Source organism: Heyndrickxia acidiproducens DSM 23148 (assembly GCF_000374345.1).
GTDB classification, from domain to species: domain Bacteria; phylum Bacillota; class Bacilli; order Bacillales; family Bacillaceae_C; genus Weizmannia; species Weizmannia acidiproducens.
Genome location: NZ_KB894000.1, coordinates 1 through 18,542, shown reverse-complemented (window position 1 = coordinate 18,542; position 18,542 = coordinate 1). Strand labels below are relative to the sequence as shown.

General features: G+C 43.5%; 32 protein-coding genes and 2 pseudogenes. All 34 read left to right on the top strand.

What is annotated here, in order from left to right:
* Nucleotides 1–122: 122 nt before the first annotated feature.
* Nucleotides 123–371 carry a 50S ribosomal protein L7ae-like protein gene (locus tag C232_RS0110450; RefSeq protein ID WP_018663967.1) on the top strand — a complete coding sequence of 83 codons (249 nt, stop codon included), beginning with the start codon at nucleotides 123–125 and terminating at the stop codon, nucleotides 369–371.
* Between the two features lie 96 nt (nucleotides 372–467).
* On the top strand, nucleotides 468–887 hold the full coding sequence (rpsL, locus tag C232_RS0110445) for a 30S ribosomal protein S12 (RefSeq protein ID WP_018663966.1): 420 nt from the start codon (nucleotides 468–470) through the stop codon (nucleotides 885–887).
* 39 nt (nucleotides 888–926) lie between these two features.
* Nucleotides 927–1,397 carry a 30S ribosomal protein S7 gene (rpsG, locus tag C232_RS0110440; protein WP_018663965.1) on the top strand — a complete coding sequence of 157 codons (471 nt, stop codon included), beginning with the start codon at nucleotides 927–929 and terminating at the stop codon, nucleotides 1,395–1,397.
* A 50-nt stretch (nucleotides 1,398–1,447) separates the two neighbouring features.
* The gene (fusA, locus tag C232_RS0110435) at nucleotides 1,448–3,526 is read left to right on the top strand and encodes an elongation factor G (protein WP_018663964.1); all 2,079 of its coding nucleotides are present in this window, start codon (nucleotides 1,448–1,450) and stop codon (nucleotides 3,524–3,526) included.
* Nucleotides 3,527–3,650: 124 nt separating this feature from the next.
* On the top strand, nucleotides 3,651–4,838 hold the full coding sequence (tuf, locus tag C232_RS0110430) for an elongation factor Tu (RefSeq protein WP_018663962.1): 1,188 nt from the start codon (nucleotides 3,651–3,653) through the stop codon (nucleotides 4,836–4,838).
* Between the two features lie 340 nt (nucleotides 4,839–5,178).
* Nucleotides 5,179–5,487, top strand: coding sequence for a 30S ribosomal protein S10 (rpsJ, locus tag C232_RS0110425; protein WP_003354783.1), 309 nt, complete (start codon nucleotides 5,179–5,181; stop codon nucleotides 5,485–5,487).
* Between the two features lie 38 nt (nucleotides 5,488–5,525).
* The gene (gene rplC, locus C232_RS0110420) at nucleotides 5,526–6,155 is read left to right on the top strand and encodes a 50S ribosomal protein L3 (protein ID WP_018663960.1); all 630 of its coding nucleotides are present in this window, start codon (nucleotides 5,526–5,528) and stop codon (nucleotides 6,153–6,155) included.
* Between the two features lie 24 nt (nucleotides 6,156–6,179).
* Entirely contained in the window at nucleotides 6,180–6,803 is a 624-nt protein-coding gene (rplD, locus tag C232_RS0110415; RefSeq protein ID WP_018663959.1) for a 50S ribosomal protein L4, read from the top strand.
* Nucleotides 6,803–7,087: a 50S ribosomal protein L23 gene (gene rplW / locus C232_RS0110410; protein WP_018663958.1), complete on the top strand. Its 285-nt coding sequence runs from the start codon at nucleotides 6,803–6,805 to the stop codon at nucleotides 7,085–7,087. Before rplD ends, rplW begins: the two co-directional genes overlap by 1 nt.
* 37 nt (nucleotides 7,088–7,124) lie before the next feature.
* Nucleotides 7,125–7,955 (top strand): 50S ribosomal protein L2, encoded by an 831-nt coding sequence (gene rplB, locus C232_RS0110405; protein ID WP_018663957.1) that lies wholly within the window; start codon nucleotides 7,125–7,127, stop codon nucleotides 7,953–7,955.
* 60 nt (nucleotides 7,956–8,015) lie between these two features.
* Nucleotides 8,016–8,294, top strand: coding sequence for a 30S ribosomal protein S19 (rpsS, locus tag C232_RS0110400; RefSeq protein ID WP_018663956.1), 279 nt, complete (start codon nucleotides 8,016–8,018; stop codon nucleotides 8,292–8,294).
* Between the two features lie 18 nt (nucleotides 8,295–8,312).
* Nucleotides 8,313–8,654 carry a 50S ribosomal protein L22 gene (gene rplV, locus C232_RS0110395; RefSeq protein ID WP_018663955.1) on the top strand — a complete coding sequence of 114 codons (342 nt, stop codon included), beginning with the start codon at nucleotides 8,313–8,315 and terminating at the stop codon, nucleotides 8,652–8,654.
* Between the two features lie 3 nt (nucleotides 8,655–8,657).
* Nucleotides 8,658–9,314, top strand: a complete 657-nt coding sequence (gene rpsC, locus C232_RS0110390) for a 30S ribosomal protein S3 (protein ID WP_018663954.1) — start codon at nucleotides 8,658–8,660, stop codon at nucleotides 9,312–9,314.
* Between the two features lie 2 nt (nucleotides 9,315–9,316).
* The gene (gene rplP, locus C232_RS0110385) at nucleotides 9,317–9,751 is read left to right on the top strand and encodes a 50S ribosomal protein L16 (protein ID WP_018663953.1); all 435 of its coding nucleotides are present in this window, start codon (nucleotides 9,317–9,319) and stop codon (nucleotides 9,749–9,751) included.
* Nucleotides 9,741–9,944 carry a 50S ribosomal protein L29 gene (rpmC, locus tag C232_RS0110380; protein ID WP_018663952.1) on the top strand — a complete coding sequence of 68 codons (204 nt, stop codon included), beginning with the start codon at nucleotides 9,741–9,743 and terminating at the stop codon, nucleotides 9,942–9,944. Before rplP ends, rpmC begins: the two co-directional genes overlap by 11 nt.
* Before the next feature lie 20 nt (nucleotides 9,945–9,964).
* The gene (gene rpsQ / locus C232_RS0110375; protein ID WP_018663951.1) at nucleotides 9,965–10,228 is read left to right on the top strand and encodes a 30S ribosomal protein S17; all 264 of its coding nucleotides are present in this window, start codon (nucleotides 9,965–9,967) and stop codon (nucleotides 10,226–10,228) included.
* A 45-nt stretch (nucleotides 10,229–10,273) separates the two neighbouring features.
* Nucleotides 10,274–10,642, top strand: a complete 369-nt coding sequence (gene rplN, locus C232_RS0110370) for a 50S ribosomal protein L14 (protein WP_018663950.1) — start codon at nucleotides 10,274–10,276, stop codon at nucleotides 10,640–10,642.
* A gap of 36 nt (nucleotides 10,643–10,678) precedes the next feature.
* Nucleotides 10,679–10,991 (top strand): annotated as a pseudogene (gene rplX / locus C232_RS18540) (50S ribosomal protein L24).
* A 26-nt stretch (nucleotides 10,992–11,017) separates the two neighbouring features.
* Nucleotides 11,018–11,557, top strand: coding sequence for a 50S ribosomal protein L5 (rplE, locus tag C232_RS0110360; RefSeq protein WP_018663949.1), 540 nt, complete (start codon nucleotides 11,018–11,020; stop codon nucleotides 11,555–11,557).
* 26 nt (nucleotides 11,558–11,583) lie between these two features.
* Complete coding sequence (locus C232_RS0110355; RefSeq protein ID WP_018663948.1) at nucleotides 11,584–11,769, top strand: type Z 30S ribosomal protein S14; 186 nt, start codon at nucleotides 11,584–11,586, stop codon at nucleotides 11,767–11,769.
* Nucleotides 11,770–11,799: 30 nt separating this feature from the next.
* Entirely contained in the window at nucleotides 11,800–12,198 is a 399-nt protein-coding gene (rpsH, locus tag C232_RS0110350) for a 30S ribosomal protein S8 (protein ID WP_018663947.1), read from the top strand.
* 29 nt (nucleotides 12,199–12,227) lie between these two features.
* Nucleotides 12,228–12,764 carry a 50S ribosomal protein L6 gene (gene rplF, locus C232_RS0110345; RefSeq protein WP_018663946.1) on the top strand — a complete coding sequence of 179 codons (537 nt, stop codon included), beginning with the start codon at nucleotides 12,228–12,230 and terminating at the stop codon, nucleotides 12,762–12,764.
* Nucleotides 12,765–12,795: 31 nt separating this feature from the next.
* Complete coding sequence (gene rplR, locus C232_RS0110340; RefSeq protein WP_018663945.1) at nucleotides 12,796–13,158, top strand: 50S ribosomal protein L18; 363 nt, start codon at nucleotides 12,796–12,798, stop codon at nucleotides 13,156–13,158.
* 21 nt (nucleotides 13,159–13,179) lie between these two features.
* Nucleotides 13,180–13,680, top strand: a complete 501-nt coding sequence (gene rpsE, locus C232_RS0110335) for a 30S ribosomal protein S5 (RefSeq protein WP_018663944.1) — start codon at nucleotides 13,180–13,182, stop codon at nucleotides 13,678–13,680.
* Nucleotides 13,681–13,693: 13 nt separating this feature from the next.
* On the top strand, nucleotides 13,694–13,873 hold the full coding sequence (gene rpmD / locus C232_RS0110330) for a 50S ribosomal protein L30 (RefSeq protein ID WP_018663943.1): 180 nt from the start codon (nucleotides 13,694–13,696) through the stop codon (nucleotides 13,871–13,873).
* 30 nt (nucleotides 13,874–13,903) lie between these two features.
* Nucleotides 13,904–14,344, top strand: a complete 441-nt coding sequence (gene rplO / locus C232_RS0110325) for a 50S ribosomal protein L15 (RefSeq protein WP_018663942.1) — start codon at nucleotides 13,904–13,906, stop codon at nucleotides 14,342–14,344.
* A complete protein-coding gene (gene secY / locus C232_RS0110320) occupies nucleotides 14,344–15,636 on the top strand; it encodes a preprotein translocase subunit SecY (RefSeq protein WP_018663941.1) in 1,293 nt (430 codons plus the stop codon). The genes rplO and secY overlap by 1 nt, the downstream gene beginning before the upstream one ends.
* A gap of 67 nt (nucleotides 15,637–15,703) precedes the next feature.
* Nucleotides 15,704–16,360, top strand: coding sequence for an adenylate kinase (locus C232_RS0110315; protein ID WP_018663940.1), 657 nt, complete (start codon nucleotides 15,704–15,706; stop codon nucleotides 16,358–16,360).
* 15 nt (nucleotides 16,361–16,375) lie between these two features.
* Nucleotides 16,376–16,501, top strand: a complete 126-nt coding sequence (locus tag C232_RS20375) for a hypothetical protein (protein WP_018663939.1) — start codon at nucleotides 16,376–16,378, stop codon at nucleotides 16,499–16,501.
* 473 nt (nucleotides 16,502–16,974) lie between these two features.
* Nucleotides 16,975–17,193, top strand: coding sequence for a translation initiation factor IF-1 (gene infA / locus C232_RS0110305; protein WP_018663938.1), 219 nt, complete (start codon nucleotides 16,975–16,977; stop codon nucleotides 17,191–17,193).
* A gap of 131 nt (nucleotides 17,194–17,324) precedes the next feature.
* Nucleotides 17,325–17,438, top strand: a complete 114-nt coding sequence (rpmJ, locus tag C232_RS0110300) for a 50S ribosomal protein L36 (protein ID WP_018663937.1) — start codon at nucleotides 17,325–17,327, stop codon at nucleotides 17,436–17,438.
* Nucleotides 17,439–17,458: 20 nt separating this feature from the next.
* Entirely contained in the window at nucleotides 17,459–17,824 is a 366-nt protein-coding gene (rpsM, locus tag C232_RS0110295) for a 30S ribosomal protein S13 (protein ID WP_018663936.1), read from the top strand.
* Nucleotides 17,825–17,848: 24 nt separating this feature from the next.
* Nucleotides 17,849–18,238 carry a 30S ribosomal protein S11 gene (gene rpsK / locus C232_RS0110290; protein WP_018663935.1) on the top strand — a complete coding sequence of 130 codons (390 nt, stop codon included), beginning with the start codon at nucleotides 17,849–17,851 and terminating at the stop codon, nucleotides 18,236–18,238.
* Between the two features lie 177 nt (nucleotides 18,239–18,415).
* A pseudogene (locus C232_RS19415) lies at nucleotides 18,416–18,542 on the top strand (DNA-directed RNA polymerase subunit alpha); the annotation flags it as partial.

The following is an 18,542-nucleotide window of genomic DNA, read 5'->3' as shown; positions in this document are numbered from 1 at the left end:
TTAGCGGATGTGGGAGAAATGGCCAATTGTTTTTTCAATATGATTATTGACTTTGAAATTTTAAAGTGATAATATATTCAAGGTGCTCCTATCAATACCTGTATGCTTTGGAGGATGCAAATATGTCTTATGAAAAAGTAACTCAGGCTAAATCTTTTATTGTAGGAACGAAACAAACAGTAAAGGCGTTAAAATCCGGCAAAGCAGATGAATTGCTTGTTGCGGAGGATGCTGATCCGAATATCACAAACAAGGTCATATCAATTGCTGAAGCGTTTCAAATACCGGTTACCACTGTTGAGTCAAAAAAACAGCTCGGCAAAGCGTGCGGTATAGAGGTCGGAGCTGCAACTGTTGCACTCATTTATTAAACTCTTTTTGCGGATACAACCGCGAAAGTTTGTTTTTACCATTAAATGAACCACCTGGATGTGTGGAACTAAATTGTTCGAAGGGAGGAAAAACAAATGCCTACAATTAATCAATTGGTGCGCAAGCCTCGTAAATCAAAATTTGAGAAATCAAAATCGCCTGCGCTGAATAAAGGCTATAATAGCTTCAAAAAAATCAATACGGATTTGTCATCACCTCAAAAACGCGGAGTATGTACCCGTGTTGGTACCATGACACCGAAAAAACCAAACTCGGCGCTTCGTAAATATGCGCGTGTCCGCTTGACAAACGGTATTGAAGTAACAGCTTATATTCCTGGTATTGGCCATAATCTGCAGGAACACAGTGTCGTGCTGATCCGCGGCGGCCGTGTAAAAGACTTGCCAGGGGTACGTTACCACATCGTACGCGGTGCACTCGATACTGCCGGCGTAGAAAACCGTAAACAAGGCCGTTCTAAATACGGTACGAAAAAACCAAAAGAAAAGAAATAAGAAGTGCAATCATAAGACCTGCTGAAAGGAGGATCATTCATGCCACGTAAAGGACCTGTCGCAAAGAGAGATGTATTACCGGATCCGATTTATAATTCAAAGTTGGTAACACGTTTAATTAATAAAATGATGATTGATGGTAAGAGAGGTAAATCTCAAACTATCCTTTATTCTGCATTCGACATTATCCGTGAACGCTCGGGTAAAGATCCAATGGAAGTTTTTGATCAAGCGTTAAAAAATATTATGCCTGTTCTTGAGGTTAAAGCACGCCGTGTTGGTGGTGCAAACTATCAAGTGCCGGTTGAAGTTCGGCCTGAACGCCGTACAACTTTAGGGCTTCGCTGGCTGGTAAACTATTCACGCCTGCGCGGAGAAAAAACAATGGAAGAACGCCTTGCAAATGAAATTATGGATGCTGCAAACAACACGGGCGCATCAGTGAAAAAACGCGAAGACACGCATAAAATGGCTGAAGCCAACAAAGCGTTCGCGCACTATCGCTGGTAATATTCTTTCATTCCTAAAATTACACCTATTAAAGGAAGGAGAAATACGAGATGCCAAGAGAGTTCTCCTTAGAAAAGACTCGTAATATCGGTATCATGGCCCATATCGATGCCGGTAAAACCACAACGACCGAGCGCATCCTTTATTATACAGGCCGTATTCATAAAATCGGCGAAACGCATGAAGGTGCGTCTCAAATGGACTGGATGGCACAGGAACAAGAGCGCGGTATTACCATTACATCTGCGGCGACAACCGCACAATGGCATGACCACCGCGTAAACATTATCGACACACCAGGACACGTGGATTTCACGGTTGAAGTTGAACGTTCACTGCGTGTGCTGGATGGTGCAGTTGCTGTTCTTGATGCCCAATCCGGAGTTGAGCCTCAAACTGAAACTGTTTGGCGCCAGGCGACAACATACGGGGTCCCTCGTATTGTATTCGTTAATAAAATGGATAAAATCGGGGCTGACTTCCTATATTCGCTAGGTACCCTTCATGAACGTTTGCAAGCCAATGCACATGCAGTCCAACTGCCAATTGGTGCCGAAGATGACTTCAGAGGCATTATTGATCTCGTCGAAATGAAAGCAACATTCTATGACGATGATCTGGGCACAAAGATTGAAGTTCGTGAAATTCCGGAAGAATATAAAGCAACAGCTGAAGAATACCGTGAAAAACTGTTGGAAGCAGTTGCTGAAATTGACGAAGACTTCATGGAAAAATACCTGGGCGGCGAAGAGATCTCTAAAGAAGAATTAAAAGCTGCCATCCGTAAAGGTACAGTTAACGTTGAATTCTTCCCTGTACTTTGCGGTTCTGCATTTAAAAACAAAGGTGTCCAATTAATGCTTGATGCGGTTATTGACTACCTTCCATCTCCATTGGACGTACCGCCTATTAAAGGTACACTTCCGGACAGTGATCAAGAAGTCGTAAGGCATTCCAACGATGATGAACCGTTCTCTGCCCTGGCTTTCAAAGTGATGACAGACCCGTTTGTTGGTAAACTGACATTCTTCCGCGTGTACTCCGGATCATTAAGCGCCGGAAGCTACGTTCAAAACTCAACAAAGGGCAAACGTGAACGCGTCGGCCGTATCCTGCAAATGCACGCAAACCACCGCAAAGAAATTGACGAGGTTTATGCCGGTGACATCGCAGCTGCAGTTGGTTTAAAAGATACGACAACCGGTGACACGCTTTGCGATGAAGATAGTCTCGTTATCCTTGAGTCGATGGAATTCCCTGAACCGGTTATTCAATTGTCTGTTGAACCGAAATCGAAGGCAGACCAGGATAAAATGACAACAGCACTGCAAAAACTGCAGGAAGAAGATCCGACTTTCCGCGCGCATACTGACCAGGAAACCGGGCAAACGATCATTGAAGGAATGGGTGAACTTCACCTTGATATCATCGTCGACCGGATGAAACGCGAGTTTAAAGTAGAAGCAAATGTCGGCGCGCCTCAAGTTGCGTACCGCGAAACTTTCCGCAAGGCTGCCCAAGTCCAAGGTAAATTTGTTCGCCAATCCGGTGGCCGCGGGCAATATGGTGATGTTTGGATTGAATTTACTCCAAACGAAGAAGGAAAAGGTTTTGAATTTGAAAATGCGATCGTCGGTGGTGTTGTTCCGCGTGAATACGTCCCGGCAATCCAATCCGGTTTGGAAGATGCCATGCAGCGCGGTGTTTTAGCCGGCTATCCTTTAGTTGATATTAAGGCAAAACTGTACGATGGTTCTTACCACGATGTCGACTCAAGTGAAATGGCATTTAAAGTTGCTGCTTCCCTTGCGTTGAGGAATGCGGCATCAAAATGTGACCCGGTATTGCTTGAACCTGTCATGAAAGTGGAAATTATCATTCCTGAAGAATATCTCGGCGACATCATGGGACAAGTTACAGCACGCCGCGGACGTGTGGAAGGAATGGAAGCACGCGGTAATGCGCAAGTTGTCCGTGCGTTTGTTCCGCTTTCTGAAATGTTCGGGTATGCAACAGCTCTTCGGTCAAGTACGCAAGGACGCGGTGTATTTACCATGCACTTTGACCACTATGAAGAAGTACCGAAATCCATTGCAGAAGAAATCATTAAAAAAAATAAAGGCGAATAATTGATTTATTGCTTTTAATGAAGTATAACTACTACTAGGTTGGTTCATCACGCTTTAAAGTTGTTTACGCAGCTTTAAAGCCATATCTATACTTATAATCTAAAATATTAAGGAGGATTTCCTAATGGCTAAACAAAAATTCGATCGTTCAAAAGAGCACTGTAATATTGGAACAATCGGTCACGTTGACCATGGTAAAACTACATTGACAGCTGCAATTACTACTGTTCTGTCAAAACAAGGTAAAGCTGAAGCACGCGGATACGACCAAATCGACGGTGCTCCTGAAGAACGTGAACGTGGTATCACAATCAACACTGCACACGTGGAATATGAAACTGAAAAACGCCACTATGCACACGTTGACTGCCCTGGACACGCGGACTATGTTAAAAACATGATCACTGGTGCTGCGCAAATGGACGGCGCTATCCTGGTTGTATCTGCAGCTGACGGCCCAATGCCGCAAACGCGTGAACATATTCTTCTTTCCCGCCAAGTAGGCGTACCTTACATCGTTGTATTCTTAAACAAATGCGACATGGTAGATGACGAAGAATTGCTTGAACTCGTTGAAATGGAAGTTCGTGATCTTCTTTCTGAATATGACTTCCCTGGTGACGAAGTACCGGTCATCAAAGGCTCTGCTTTGAAAGCTCTTGAAGGCGATCCTGAATACGAAGCAAAAATCATTGAATTGATGGATGCTGTTGACGAATACATTCCAACTCCGCAACGTGAAACAGACAAACCTTTCATGATGCCTGTCGAAGATGTATTCTCAATTACCGGTCGTGGTACAGTTGCTACCGGCCGTGTAGAACGTGGCCAATTGAAGGTCGGCGATGTTGTTGAAATCGTTGGTTTGAATGATGAACCAAAACAAACAACGGTTACCGGCGTTGAAATGTTCCGTAAACTTCTTGACTATGCTGAAGCAGGTGACAACATCGGTGCGCTTCTCCGCGGTGTTGCCCGTGAAGAAGTACAACGCGGCCAAGTGTTGGCAAAACCAGGTTCCATCACACCACATACAAAATTTAAAGCACAAGTTTACGTATTAACAAAAGAAGAAGGCGGACGCCATACGCCATTCTTCTCAAACTACCGCCCTCAGTTCTACTTCCGTACAACTGACGTAACGGGCATTATCACTTTGCCTGAAGGTGTAGAAATGGTTATGCCTGGTGATAACGTTGAAATGGCTGTTGAACTCATCGCTCCGATTGCGATCGAAGAAGGAACTAAATTCTCTATTCGTGAAGGCGGACGTACAGTAGGTGCAGGTTCAGTAGCTTCTATTGAAAAATAAGCGATCAAACAAAAGGCAATCAGGGTTTCCCTGGTTGCTTTTTTTTGCCTTAAAAACAATATGCTAAAATGTATCCTCTGCTCGCGTCATACGGCGTAATTTTTTCCAAAGCTTGAGATGGAGCTTTTTCGTGTGTATAATAGAACCCGTGTTGAAAACGCAGAAGATCAAGATTAATGTTGCATTGCCTGCGCAATTTGTGTATAATGATTGATGTTGGTCTTTGACTGCGATGAAGTGGGAGGTTGCTGACACACCCGGCCGCTTTGCCATGGCGCGTGTGCAGGAAATTTCCATGGAGAATGTCTATTATCAAATAGGCGATAAAGGAGGGAAAATAATGGCAAAACAAAAGATCCGCATTCGTTTGAAAGCTTACGACCACAGAATCCTTGATCAATCTGCAGAAAAAATTGTAGAAACAGCAAAAAGATCCGGTGCAGCGGTATCGGGGCCGATTCCGTTGCCAACTGAAAAATCGGTTTATACGATTCTTCGCGCTGTGCATAAATACAAAGATTCCCGTGAGCAATTTGAAATGCGCACACACAAACGTCTGATCGATATCGTGAATCCAACACCGCAAACTGTTGATTCTTTGATGCGTTTGGACCTGCCATCTGGCGTTGACATTGAAATTAAACTTTAATGATAAACATATTGAATAAATTACAGGAGGTGTGACTCGTGACCAAAGGAATCTTAGGAAGAAAAATCGGTATGACACAAGTTTTTGCTGAAAATGGCGATCTTATCCCTGTTACGGTTGTTGAAGCGACTCCAAATGTGGTGCTGCAAAAGAAAACAGCTGATACAGATGGCTATGAAGCAATTCAGCTTGGTTTTTCCGACAAACCGGACAGATTAGCAATTAAACCTGAAAAAGGTCATGCAACAAAAGCCAATACGGCTCCTAAGCGCTTCATTCGTGAGTTTGACGGAGTTAATACTGGTGATTTTGAAATTGGTCAAGAAGTCAAAGTAGATATTTTTGCAGAAGGTGACATAGTAGATGTTACCGGAATTTCAAAAGGGAAAGGTTTCCAGGGTGTGATTAAACGCCACGGACAATCACGCGGCCCAATGGCCCACGGTTCCCGTTATCATCGCCGTCCGGGCTCAATGGGTCCTGTAGCGCCAAACCGTGTGTTTAAGCAAAAGGCCTTGCCTGGACGTACAGGCGGAGAACAAATTACGGTTCAAAACCTGCAAATTGTCAAAGTGGATACTGAACGTAATCTGCTTCTTATAAAAGGAAATGTTCCTGGTCCTAAAAAATCTTTGCTTAAAGTGAGTGCAGCCATAAAAGCAAAATAACCGTAAAGAAAGGAGGAAACAGGAATGCCAAAAGTAGCTCTATACAACCAAAGCGGTTCAAAAGTTGGAGAAATTGAACTGAATGATTCCGTTTTTGGTATCGAACCGAATGAACATGTATTATTTGAAGCCATTATTATGCAAAGAGCTTCCTTGCGTCAAGGAACACATAAAGTGAAAGGCCGTTCTGAAGTCAGAGGCGGCGGGCGTAAACCATGGCGTCAAAAAGGAACCGGCCGTGCACGCCAAGGCTCCATCCGCTCTCCACAATGGCGCGGCGGTGGTACCGTGTTTGGCCCTGTTCCACGCAGCTACAGCTATAAATTACCTAAAAAAGTACGCCGTTTGGCGATTAAGTCAGCATTGTCTTCGAAAGTCCAGGAAGAAAATATCTTAGTATTGGATGCACTGAATTTTGATGCACCGAAAACAAAGGATTTTGTTGCTGTACTGAAAAACTTGTCAGTCGACAAAAAAGCACTTGTTGTAACAGACGGATTAAATGAAAATGTCGCTTTATCTGCACGCAATATCCCGGGTATTACGGTAGTGGAAGCTTCCGGTGTAAACGTACTGGATGTTATCAGCCATGATAAATTGATCATGACACAATCCGCTGTACAAAAAGTAGAGGAGGTGCTTGGTTAATGGATGCACGTGATGTTCTAAAGCGCCCCGTTATTACTGAACGCTCAATGCAATTGACAGCTGATAAAAAATATACTTTTGATGTTGATGTGAAAGCAAACAAAACACAAATCAAAAAGGCTGTCGAAGAAGTATTTGATGTTAAAGTTGCAAAAGTGAATGTTGCAAACTACAAAGGCAAATTCAAACGCATGGGCCGTTTCGCAGGCTATACAAACAAGCGCCGTAAAGCTGTTGTCACTTTAACACCTGATAGCAAGGAAATTGAAATTTTTGAACTTTAATTTTGTCATTAATTAGACTTGAAGAGGAGGGAAAAACATGGCGATCAAAAAATACAAACCGACCTCTAACGGGCGTCGCGGCATGACGGCTTTGGATTTTGAGGAAATCACAACAGATACACCTGAAAAATCACTTCTGGCACCGCTCAGCAAAACTGCCGGCCGCAACAACCAGGGGAAGTTAACAGTTCGTCATCATGGCGGCGGTCATAAGCGTCAATACCGTATTATTGACTTCAAACGTGATAAAGATGGTATACCAGGACGCGTTGCTACAATCGAGTATGACCCGAACCGTTCATCAAACATCGCATTGATCCATTATTCAGATGGTGAAAAAAGATATATTATTGCACCGAAAAATTTAAAAGTCGGCATGGAAATTATGTCCGGACCGGATGCTGATATTAAAGTAGGGAATGCACTTCCGCTTTCTGCTATCCCTGTTGGTACAGTGATCCACAATATTGAACTGAAACCAGGCAAGGGCGGCCAATTAATCCGTTCTGCCGGCGCATCTGCACAAGTGCTTGGTAAAGAAGGCAAATATGTGCTTGTCCGCCTGAATTCAGGAGAAGTACGGATGGTATTGGCTACTTGCCGCGCAACAATCGGCCAAGTGGGCAACGAACAACATGAACTGGTCAATATTGGTAAAGCAGGACGTAAACGCTGGAAGGGTGTCCGCCCAACAGTCCGCGGTTCTGTCATGAACCCTAATGATCACCCTCATGGTGGTGGTGAAGGTAAAGCGCCAATCGGACGCAAATCGCCAATGTCACCTTGGGGCAAACCGACACTTGGTTACAAAACACGCAAGAAAAAGAACAAATCGGATAAATTCATTGTACGTCGCCGTAAAAAATAATGCGATTGGACTACGGTTCGCATATAGAACCGTAGCGCAATCACGAAGGGAGGTTCAACAATGGGTCGCAGCTTAAAAAAAGGTCCTTTTGCTGATGAGCATTTGATGGTTAAAATCGAAAAATTAAATGATTCCAATAAAAAGCAGGTCATTAAAACATGGTCACGCCGTTCTACAATCTTTCCTGCATTTGTAGGCCATACGATTGCAGTTTATGACGGGCGCAAACATGTACCTGTTTATATTACAGAAGATATGGTAGGCCACAAGCTTGGTGAATTTGCACCAACACGTACTTTCAAAGGCCATTCCGGTGAAGATAGGAAAACAAAACGCTAATGAGAGGAGGGTATTCCTATGCAAGCAAAAGCTGTCGCTAAAACAGTTCGAATTGCTCCTCGTAAAGCACGTCTGGTTGTTGATTTAATTCGAGGAAAGCAAGCGGGAGAAGCGATTTCCATTCTTAAATATACGCCAAAAGCTGTTTCGCCTATTATTGAAAAAGTGCTTAACTCTGCGATCGCAAACGCAGAACACAACTATGATATGGATGTAAACAGCCTTGTCGTATCACAGGCTTATGTAGACGAAGGGCCGACACTCAAACGTTTCCGCCCGCGTGCAATGGGCCGTGCAAGCCAAATTAATAAACGCACAAGCCACATTACTATCGTAGTATCAGATCAAAAGGAGGGATAATTCGTGGGTCAAAAAGTAAATCCAAACGGTTTGCGAATCGGAGTGATTCGTGACTGGGAATCTAAATGGTATGCTGAAAAAGATTATGCAGATTTATTGCACGAAGACATTAAAGTTCGCGCATATATCGAAAAACGCCTTTCTGATGCTTCTGTTTCCGGCGTGGAAATTGAACGTGCAGCAAACCGTGTAAACATTACGATTCGTACGGCCAAACCCGGTATGGTTATCGGTAAAGGCGGCAGCGAAGTTGAAGCATTACGCAAAGCGTTAAATGAATTAACAGGAAAAAGGGTCCACATTAATATCGTGGAAATCAAAAAAGCGGATATCGATGCAAAATTAGTTGCTGAAAATATCGCTCGTCAGTTAGAAAATCGTGTTTCTTTCCGCCGTGCGCAAAAACAGGCCATTCAACGTGCAATGCGTGCAGGGGCTAAAGGGATCAGAACACAAGTGTCCGGCCGTTTAGGCGGTGCTGATATTGCCCGTGCGGAACACTACAGCGAAGGTACTGTGCCGTTGCACACGCTTCGTGCAGACATCGACTATGCACACGCTGAAGCCGACACAACTTATGGTAAACTCGGTGTAAAAGTATGGATCTATCGCGGAGAGATTCTTCCTGCTAAGAAAAAAACTGAGGAAGGGGGAAACTGATCATGTTATTGCCTAAACGTGTAAAATACCGCCGTGACCACCGCGGAAAAATGCGCGGCAAATCAAAGGGCGGTACAGAAGTAAGCTTTGGCGAATATGGTTTACAGGCTTTAGAGGCTTCATGGATTACAAACCGCCAAATCGAAGCTGCCCGTATTGCGATGACACGTTATATGAAACGTGGCGGTAAAGTTTGGATTAAAATCTTCCCTCACAAGCCGTACACTGCAAAACCTTTGGAAGTACGGATGGGTTCCGGTAAAGGTGCACCTGAAGGATGGGTTGCCGTTGTAAAACCCGGCAGAATTTTATTTGAAATTGCCGGCGTTCCGGAAGAAGTTGCTCGTGAAGCATTGCGCCTTGCAGGACATAAGCTTCCAATTAAATGCAAGTTTGTAAAACGAGAAGAAATTGGTGGTGAATCTAATGAAAGTTAAAGAAATTCGTGACCTTACCACTGCCGAAATAGAACAAAAAGTTAAATCGCTGAAGGAAGAACTATTCAACCTTCGATTCCAGCTTGCGACTGGTCAATTAGAAAACACTGCCCGCATTCGTGAAGTTCGTAAATCGATTGCCCGTATGAAAACTGTAATTCGTGAAAGAGAAATTGGTCTTAACAATCGATAATGGGAGGAGGTTAGCGATACATGAGTGAACGCAACCAACGAAAAGTTTATACCGGCCGCGTCGTATCCGATAAAATGGATAAAACGATTACGGTGCTGGTAGAAACTTATAAGAAACATTCTCTTTATGGCAAACGTGTCAAATACTCTAAGAAATTCAAGGCACATGATGAAAACAATGAAGCAAAGACAGGCGATATTGTTACCATCATGGAAACCCGCCCGCTTTCAGCAACAAAACGTTTTCGCCTCGTAGAAATCGTTGAAAAAGCAGTTATTATTTAATAGAAAGGTTCGGATACCTGTTTATTCCGAAGGGAGGTAAACGAAATGATACAACAAGAAACCCGTTTAAAAGTAGCTGACAATTCCGGTGCCCGTGAAGTTTTAGCCATTAAAGTACTGGGTGGTTCAGGCCGCAAAACAGCGAATATTGGCGATGTCATTGTTGCGACTGTGAAACAAGCAACACCAGGAGGCGTTGTCAAAAAGGGCGAAGTCGTAAAAGCTGTTGTTGTCCGTACAAAGAGTGGCGTCCGCCGCAGTGACGGTTCATATATCCGCTTTGATGAAAATGCCTGCGTGATTATCCGTGATGATAAAAGCCCGCGCGGTACACGTATCTTCGGGCCGGTCGCTCGTGAATTGCGCAACAACAATTTCATGAAGATCGTATCGTTAGCTCCGGAAGTGCTTTAAAAAATACCGATTCATGTTCAAGGAGGTGCGATGAAGATGCATGTAAAAAAAGGCGACAAAGTAATGGTAATCTCAGGTAAAGACAAAGGCAAAACCGGTACCATCCTTGCTGCATTCCCGAAAAAGGACCGCGTGATTGTAGAAGGTGTGAATGTTGTAAAAAAACACTCAAAACCTACCCAGGCGAATCCACAAGGCGGAATCTTCGACATGGAGGCACCGATTCACGTATCCAATGTCATGGTTGTTGATCCGAAAACAAACGAACCGACACGTGTTGGATATGATGTAAAAGATGGCAAAAAAGTCCGTGTAGCAAAAAAAATCTGGCGAAGTATTAGATAAATAGTTTTTAGATGAAGGGAGGTACACGACATGAACCGCCTAAAGGAAAAATACGTAAAAGAAATCGTTCCTGCTTTAACAAGCAAATTTAACTATACATCAGTAATGCAAGTGCCTAAAGTTGATAAAATCGTCATTAACATGGGTGTTGGTGATGCTGTTCAAAACGCTAAACTATTAGATAATGCTGTTGAAGAACTGACTTTGATTTCCGGACAAAGACCGGTTATCACCAGAGCTAAAAATTCCATTGCCGGTTTCCGCTTGCGTGAAGGCATGCCGATCGGCACAAAAGTGACCCTCCGTGGTGAACGCATGTATGAATTTTTAGATAAACTGATTTCAGTTTCTCTTCCACGTGTCCGTGACTTCCACGGCGTCTCGAAGAAATCTTTTGACGGCCGCGGAAACTACACTTTAGGGATTAAAGAACAATTGATTTTCCCTGAAATCGATTATGATCAAGTCAGCAAAGTTCGCGGTATGGATATTGTCATTGTCACAACTGCGAATACTGACGAAGAATCTCGTGAACTGTTATCACAACTCGGAATGCCATTCCAAAAATAAGCTCGCGCTAAAAGGGAGGCGAAAACGTGGCTAAAAAATCTATGATTGTGAAACAAAAACGCGAACCGAAGTATAAAGTGCAAGCTTATACTCGTTGCGAACGTTGCGGCCGACCACATTCTGTCATTCGCAAATTTAAACTTTGCCGTATTTGTTTCCGTGAACTCGCATATAAAGGTCAAATTCCTGGCGTCAAAAAAGCCAGCTGGTAAAACCCATATTGGGGAAGGAGGTTATCATAAATGGTCATGACAGATCCAATTGCAGATTTGCTCACTCGTATTCGTAATGCAAACACAGTCCGTCACGAGAAATTGGAAGTTCCGGCTTCTAAGGTTAAAAAAGAAATCGCTGAAATCCTGAAACGCGAAGGCTTTGTTCGTGATGTTGAGTATATTGAAGACAATAAACAAGGTATCATTCGGATCTTCCTGAAATACGGTTCAAACAACGAACGCGTCATTACAGGAATTAAACGGATCAGTAAACCGGGCCTGCGTGTTTATGCGAAGGCTGATGAGGTGCCTAAAGTATTAAACGGCCTTGGTATTGCGATCGTATCTACTTCTCAAGGTGTTTTGACAGATAAAGAAGCACGCACGAACAAAATCGGCGGCGAAGTATTGGCATACGTTTGGTAATAAATTGAAGTTGAACGGAGGTGCAGAATATGTCACGTATCGGAAAAAAGCCAGTTGAAATTCCAGCTGGAGTTACGGTAACCATTAACGAAAACACTGTTACGGTAAAAGGGCCAAAAGGTGAATTATCACGCAGCTTCAGCCCTGATATGGCCATCAAAATTGAAGACAATATCATTAACGTAACACGTCCTTCTGATAGCAAAATACATCGTGCTTTGCATGGCACAACACGCGCGCTGCTTGCAAACATGATCGATGGTGTATCAAAAGGCTTCGAAAAATCATTGGAATTGGTCGGTGTCGGATATCGTGCCCAAAAACAAGGCAAAAAACTTGTGTTGAATGTCGGGTACTCCCATCCTGTTGAATTTGAACCAGAAGAAGGCTTGGAAGTTGAAGTCCCTTCAAATACAAAAGTCGTCGTTAAAGGGATGAGCAAAGAACGCGTTGGCGCGCTTGCTGCGAACATCCGCGACGTTCGCCCGCCGGAACCTTACAAAGGCAAAGGAATTCGTTATGAAGGCGAATATGTACGTAGAAAAGAAGGTAAAACTGGTAAGTAATGCTGCGTAGTTTGAGAAAGGAGTGAATTCAATGATCACAAAGCCGGATAAAAATCAGGTACGGAAAAAAAGACATGCCCGCGTCCGCGCAAGATTAAGCGGTACTGCTGAACGCCCGCGTTTAAACATATATCGTTCAAATAAAAACATTTATGCGCAATTGATTGATGATGTGAATCACGTAACATTGGTGAGTGCTTCTACACTTGACAAAGATTTAAACCTTGAATCAACAGGCAATGTTGAAGCTGCTCAAAAAGTTGGCGAATTAATTGCAAAGCGCGCCCTTGAAAAAGGGTTGGAAGAAGTTGTATTCGACCGCGGCGGTTACTTGTATCATGGCCGCGTCAAAGCACTTGCAGATGCTGCCCGCGAAAACGGATTACAATTTTAATCATAAAGGAGGGAAAAATGAATGCTTCGTATTGACCCAAACAAACTTGAATTAGAAGAACGTGTTGTAACAATAAACCGTGTTGCAAAGGTTGTGAAAGGCGGACGCCGTTTCCGTTTCTCAGCACTTGTCGTCGTTGGAGACAGAAACGGACATGTCGGCTTTGGAACAGGTAAAGCACAGGAAGTACCGGATGCGATCCGCAAAGCCGTTGAGGATGCAAAAAAACAATTGCTTGAAGTGCCTGTTAATGGCACAACAATTCCGCATGAAGTGATCGGCCACTTCGGCGCTGGCAGAATTTTATTAAAACCAGGTTCTCCAGGTACTGGTGTTATCGCAGGCGGTCCTGTCCGTGCCATATTGGAACTGGCAGGCGTTGCTGATATTACATCCAAATCTTTAGGTTCAAATACGCCAATCAACATGATCCGTGCAACGATGGACGCGATCGGGCAATTGAAACATGCGGATGAAGTTGCGAAATTGCGTAATAAATCTGTGGAAGAACTATTAAGTTAAGGAGGGAACGCTAATGGCAAAATTAAAAATCACCCTCACCCGCAGTGTAATTGGCCGTCCGCAAGACCAGCGCGAAACTGTAAAAGCCCTGGGTCTGCACAAAGTCAATCAAACTGTTGAGCATGAAGATAATGCTGCGATCCGCGGTATGATTAATAAAATCGATCATCTTGTTTCCGTACAAGAGCATTAATCAAAGATCTTACAATAAGGAGGTGCAACAATGAAACTTCATGAATTAAAACCTGCTGAAGGTTCCCGTAAAGAACGTAATCGTGTTGGCCGTGGAATCGGGTCCGGAAATGGTAAAACTGCCGGGAAGGGCCATAAAGGCCAAAAGGCTCGTTCAGGCGGCGGTGTCCGTCTTGGTTTTGAAGGTGGTCAAACGCCTTTATTCCGCCGTTTGCCGAAACGCGGTTTCACGAATATCCATCGCAAAGAATACGCAGTTGTAAACTTGGATGCTTTAAACCGTTTTGAAGATGGCACCGAAGTCACACCTGCCCTGCTTTTGGAAACAGGTTTAGTCAGCAAGGAAAAATCAGGTATTAAGGTACTTGCAAATGGGAAACTCGAGAAAAAGCTCACGGTTAAAGCCCATAAATTCTCCTCTGCTGCTAAAGAAGCAATTGAAGCTGCCGGCGGTTCTATTGAGGTGATTTAATGTTTAAGACAATCTCCAATTTTATGCGTGTGGGTGAGATAAGAAATAAAATTATTTTCACCCTTCTCATGCTGGTTGTATTCCGCATTGGCGCGTTTATACCAGTTCCCTATGTAGATGCAGAAGTTTTAGAAGCTTCCGCCTCAAATGGCTTGGTTGGTTTTCTCAATACATTTGGCGGCGGGGCTTTACAAAACTTCTCCATTTTTGCAATGGGGATTATGCCATATATTACTTCATCCATTATTGTGCAGCTTTTGCAAATGGATGTTGTCCCTAAATTTGCCGAATGGCATAAACAAGGGGAAGTCGGGCGTCGTAAGCTCGCGGAGTTTACACGTTATTTTACCGTAGTCCTTTCTTTGATAGAAGGGTTTGGTATGTCATACGGCTTTAATAATTTGGCGCAGGGCGCACTGATTACGAACTCCGGTTTTGGGACTTATTTGATCATTGCCCTTACACTGACAGCCGGGACAACTTTCTTGATGTGGCTTGGGGAGCAAATCACGGTAAAGGGTGTTGGAAACGGAATATCCATACTGATTATGGCCGGGATTATTGCCGGAATCCCAAATGCAGTCAATCAAATCTACGCGCAACAAATTGAAAATGCCGGATCACAGCTATTTTTGAAAATCATCCTTTTGGCCTTGCTTCTGGTCATTGTATTAGCAATTGTGGTTGGGGTTATCTTCTTTCAACAAGCATCAAGAAAAATTCCAATCCAATATGCACAACATCTTACCGGAAGAAATGCTGTTGGCGGACAGTCTGCCCACTTGCCTTTAAAGGTGAATGCTGCAGGCGTTATTCCCGTTATCTTTGCGATTTCTTTTATTATCGCGCCCCAAACGATTGCATCGTTTTTCGGTTCGAACCAAATCGCAAGCACGATTCAATGGATTTTCGATTATACGAAACCGGTAGGAGCAGTGATCTACGTTGCTTTAATTATTGCTTTCACCTACTTTTATGCATTTGTACAAGTCAACCCGGAAAAGCTTGCGGATAATTTAAAGAAACAGGGCGGTTATATTCCCGGTATCCGGCCGGGCAAGAATACACAGGACTATGTGACAAGTGTTTTATACCGTCTAACATTTGTCGGATCGATTTTCCTGGCGGTAATCGCGATACTTCCAGTCATTTTCACCAATGTTGTCGGTTTGCCGACATCTGCAAGAATTGGCGGCACCAGCTTGCTCGTCGTCATCGGTGTTACGCTTGAAACCATGCTGCAGTTGGAAGCTCGATTAGTCAAACGCCATTATAAAGGGTTTATTAAATAGAAAAGGTTTTGGCGGGCAATCCATTTGTGCCTAAAAACCGATATTAGAGATTGAGGGGGCTGTACCGATGAATTTAGTGTTAATGGGCCTTCCCGGTGCCGGAAAAGGGACTCAGGCTGAAAAGATCATTGATAAGTATTCCATTCCTCATATTTCGACTGGAGATATGTTTCGGGCAGCGATGAAGGAAGAAACGAAGCTGGGACTTCAGGCCAAATCTTACATGGATAAAGGCGAACTTGTTCCGGATGAGGTTACGATCGGGATTGTACGCGAACGCTTAAGTAAGGCTGACTGCCAAAATGGCTTCCTGCTTGACGGTTTTCCGCGGACAGTCGCACAGGCTGAGGCGTTGGAAGATATTTTAAGCAGCTTTGGCAAACAGATTGACTACTGTATTAATATTGAAGTGGATAAAGCATTTTTGATGGCACGTTTAACCGGCCGGAGAATTTGTTCAAACTGTGGTGCTACGTATCATTTGGAATTTAATCCACCTAAAGTTGCGGATGTTTGCGACCGTTGCGGCGGGCCGTTGTACCAAAGGGCGGATGATCATGAAGCAACCGTCCATAACCGGCTTGAAGTAAATATGAAACAATCAAAACCGCTTCTTGATTTTTACAGACAAAAAGGCTACTTGCGTAATATAAATGGCCAGCAGGAAATCGATCAGGTGTTTGCAGATATCGATGAATTGCTAAGCCAATTAGCAGACCATTAACGACAGGATGAATTCATGAGAGCCAGTGAAAGCAGCGCGGCTTCAAAACCGTTTGATTTGGAAAGAGGTTTAGCTGCCAACTTCATTATGGTGGGATTTTCTAAAAAAATCTTTTCAAGTTGGATGCATTTTTGGGCTTAAAAGGTTATAATGGTTTTCGTGACGATTTTCACCATTGATGCTTACAGAATATTGGTCAGCTGAAATATGGCTCCAACTGATACTGATGACATTCTTCTTCTAAAATATTTTGTTGAAAATAGATGAGGAATGCTCGCTGCCTTTCAGAAGGTTTGCGAACGTCATTCGAACGTCTCTCATGCAATTCAATTTTTTCATGCAAAAGGCTTTCTATCGTTCGCGTGTATGCCGGACATGGGATTGGTCAAGAATGACATGAAGAACCATTTTGCCTTAAGGACCACCTATACCGCTCTCACCAGTTCCCCGGACGCCCGGTTTCGCGATGGAATAATGAGGGCCGATTTACACTGTTTATTTGGTGTTGTTCGTTATTTTGTCTTGGTTTAGGAATAAAGGCGGGCCATATGATGTGAGGTTTATGGATAGGTATTTTTAAGGTCCCAAATGTTAGAAGAAGGGAGAAAAGTTCGATGGCGAAAGATGATGTTATTGAGGTTGAAGGCAAGGTAAGCGAAACTTTGCCGAATGCAATGTTTAAGGTAGAATTAGAGAATGGTCACACTGTTCTTGCACATGTTTCCGGGAAAATCCGGATGAATTTTATCCGGATCCTGCCCGGCGACAGAGTAACAGTAGAACTGTCCCCATATGATTTAACACGTGGAAGAATTACGTATCGTTTCAAATAACTTCTATAATAAAGTCATGTATTGCACGAGTGTTTGCAGCACGACCGGATCATTCAGGCGAACGCTTTGCAGACAAAACGTGTACTATGCTACCTAATGGTACACTCCGTTATATTAAGGAGGTAAAACAAATGAAAGTAAGACCATCTGTCAGGCCGATCTGTGAAAAGTGCAAAGTCATCCGCAGAAAAGGCAAAGTTATGGTAATTTGTGAAAATCCAAAACACAAACAAAAACAAGGATAATTTAAAGGAGGTGCACATCTATGGCACGTATTGCTGGTGTTGACATTCCGCGTGATAAACGTGTTGTCATTTCTTTAACCTACATTTATGGTATTGGAAAACAAACTGCGATTAAAATTCTTGCTGAGGCTGGAATTTCTGAAGATACGCGTGTACGCGACTTAACAGAAGATGAAATTAACAAAATCCGTGACATCGTGGATAAGCTGAAGGTGGAAGGCGACCTGCGCCGTGAAGTTTCCCTGAACATCAAACGTTTGATGGAAATCGGTTCTTACAGAGGCCTTCGTCACCGCCGCGGTTTGCCTGTACGCGGACAACATACAAAGAACAATGCACGTACCCGTAAAGGCCCTCGTAAAACTGTCGCTGGTAAGAAAAAATAATTTGCAAAGGAGGTTGTTTCATTTATGGCACGTAAAACGAATACTCGTAAACGCCGTGTAAAAAAGAATATTGAAGCTGGTGTAGCTCATATTCGTTCAACTTTTAATAACACAATTGTAACCATCACTGATTCCCATGGGAATGCTGTTGCATGGTCCAGTGCAGGAGCGCTTGGATTCAAAGGTTCACGTAAATCCACGCCATTTGCTGCACAAATGGCTGCTGAAACAGCTGCCAAAGCATCAATGGAACATGGAATGAAAACTTTGGAAGTTACGGTTAAAGGCCCTGGTGCCGGCCGTGAAGCTGCTATTCGCGCGCTGCAGGCTGCAGGACTTGAAGTAACGGCCATTAAAGATGTAACTCCTGTTCCGCATAATGGTTGCCGCCCGCCAAAACGTCGCCGTGTTTAATTTTGTGTATAGATTTTGTATCCTTGTCAATAATGGGATATGATGTATAATCTTGTAAAAAGATTTGAATAATCCAGTTGTTGTGCACAATAGGGAATGCAACATGGGAATTTCGAATAGAACTCGTTTTTCGGGATCTATACGGGGTTTCGACGTTTTGAAGGAGGGTAAACTTGAATGATCGAAATTGAAAAGCCAAAAATTGAAACGGTTGAGGTTAGCGATGACGCTACTTATGGAAAGTTCGTCGTAGAGCCGCTTGAGCGTGGATATGGTACTACTTTGGGTAACTCCTTACGTCGTA

Bases quoted from the DNA above. Each gene is read 5' to 3' on its own strand.
- C232_RS0110450 (WP_018663967.1), top strand. From the start codon at position 123: ATGTCTTATGAAAAAGTAACTCAGGCTAAATCTTTTATTGTAGGAACG.
- rpsL (WP_018663966.1), top strand. From the start codon at position 468: ATGCCTACAATTAATCAATTGGTGCGCAAGCCTCGTAAATCAAAATTT.
- rpsG (WP_018663965.1), top strand. From the start codon at position 927: ATGCCACGTAAAGGACCTGTCGCAAAGAGAGATGTATTACCGGATCCG.
- fusA (WP_018663964.1), top strand. From the start codon at position 1,448: ATGCCAAGAGAGTTCTCCTTAGAAAAGACTCGTAATATCGGTATCATG.
- tuf (WP_018663962.1), top strand. From the start codon at position 3,651: ATGGCTAAACAAAAATTCGATCGTTCAAAAGAGCACTGTAATATTGGA.
- rpsJ (WP_003354783.1), top strand. From the start codon at position 5,179: ATGGCAAAACAAAAGATCCGCATTCGTTTGAAAGCTTACGACCACAGA.
- rplD (WP_018663959.1), top strand. From the start codon at position 6,180: ATGCCAAAAGTAGCTCTATACAACCAAAGCGGTTCAAAAGTTGGAGAA.
- rplW (WP_018663958.1), top strand. From the start codon at position 6,803: ATGGATGCACGTGATGTTCTAAAGCGCCCCGTTATTACTGAACGCTCA.
- rplB (WP_018663957.1), top strand. From the start codon at position 7,125: ATGGCGATCAAAAAATACAAACCGACCTCTAACGGGCGTCGCGGCATG.
- rpsS (WP_018663956.1), top strand. From the start codon at position 8,016: ATGGGTCGCAGCTTAAAAAAAGGTCCTTTTGCTGATGAGCATTTGATG.
- rplV (WP_018663955.1), top strand. From the start codon at position 8,313: ATGCAAGCAAAAGCTGTCGCTAAAACAGTTCGAATTGCTCCTCGTAAA.
- rplP (WP_018663953.1), top strand. From the start codon at position 9,317: ATGTTATTGCCTAAACGTGTAAAATACCGCCGTGACCACCGCGGAAAA.
- rpmC (WP_018663952.1), top strand. From the start codon at position 9,741: ATGAAAGTTAAAGAAATTCGTGACCTTACCACTGCCGAAATAGAACAA.
- rpsQ (WP_018663951.1), top strand. From the start codon at position 9,965: ATGAGTGAACGCAACCAACGAAAAGTTTATACCGGCCGCGTCGTATCC.
- rplN (WP_018663950.1), top strand. From the start codon at position 10,274: ATGATACAACAAGAAACCCGTTTAAAAGTAGCTGACAATTCCGGTGCC.
- rplE (WP_018663949.1), top strand. From the start codon at position 11,018: ATGAACCGCCTAAAGGAAAAATACGTAAAAGAAATCGTTCCTGCTTTA.
- rpsH (WP_018663947.1), top strand. From the start codon at position 11,800: ATGGTCATGACAGATCCAATTGCAGATTTGCTCACTCGTATTCGTAAT.
- rplF (WP_018663946.1), top strand. From the start codon at position 12,228: ATGTCACGTATCGGAAAAAAGCCAGTTGAAATTCCAGCTGGAGTTACG.
- rplR (WP_018663945.1), top strand. From the start codon at position 12,796: ATGATCACAAAGCCGGATAAAAATCAGGTACGGAAAAAAAGACATGCC.
- rpsE (WP_018663944.1), top strand. From the start codon at position 13,180: ATGCTTCGTATTGACCCAAACAAACTTGAATTAGAAGAACGTGTTGTA.
- rpmD (WP_018663943.1), top strand. From the start codon at position 13,694: ATGGCAAAATTAAAAATCACCCTCACCCGCAGTGTAATTGGCCGTCCG.
- rplO (WP_018663942.1), top strand. From the start codon at position 13,904: ATGAAACTTCATGAATTAAAACCTGCTGAAGGTTCCCGTAAAGAACGT.
- secY (WP_018663941.1), top strand. From the start codon at position 14,344: ATGTTTAAGACAATCTCCAATTTTATGCGTGTGGGTGAGATAAGAAAT.
- C232_RS0110315 (WP_018663940.1), top strand. From the start codon at position 15,704: ATGAATTTAGTGTTAATGGGCCTTCCCGGTGCCGGAAAAGGGACTCAG.
- C232_RS20375 (WP_018663939.1), top strand. From the start codon at position 16,376: ATGAGAGCCAGTGAAAGCAGCGCGGCTTCAAAACCGTTTGATTTGGAA.
- infA (WP_018663938.1), top strand. From the start codon at position 16,975: ATGGCGAAAGATGATGTTATTGAGGTTGAAGGCAAGGTAAGCGAAACT.
- rpmJ (WP_018663937.1), top strand. From the start codon at position 17,325: ATGAAAGTAAGACCATCTGTCAGGCCGATCTGTGAAAAGTGCAAAGTC.
- rpsM (WP_018663936.1), top strand. From the start codon at position 17,459: ATGGCACGTATTGCTGGTGTTGACATTCCGCGTGATAAACGTGTTGTC.
- rpsK (WP_018663935.1), top strand. From the start codon at position 17,849: ATGGCACGTAAAACGAATACTCGTAAACGCCGTGTAAAAAAGAATATT.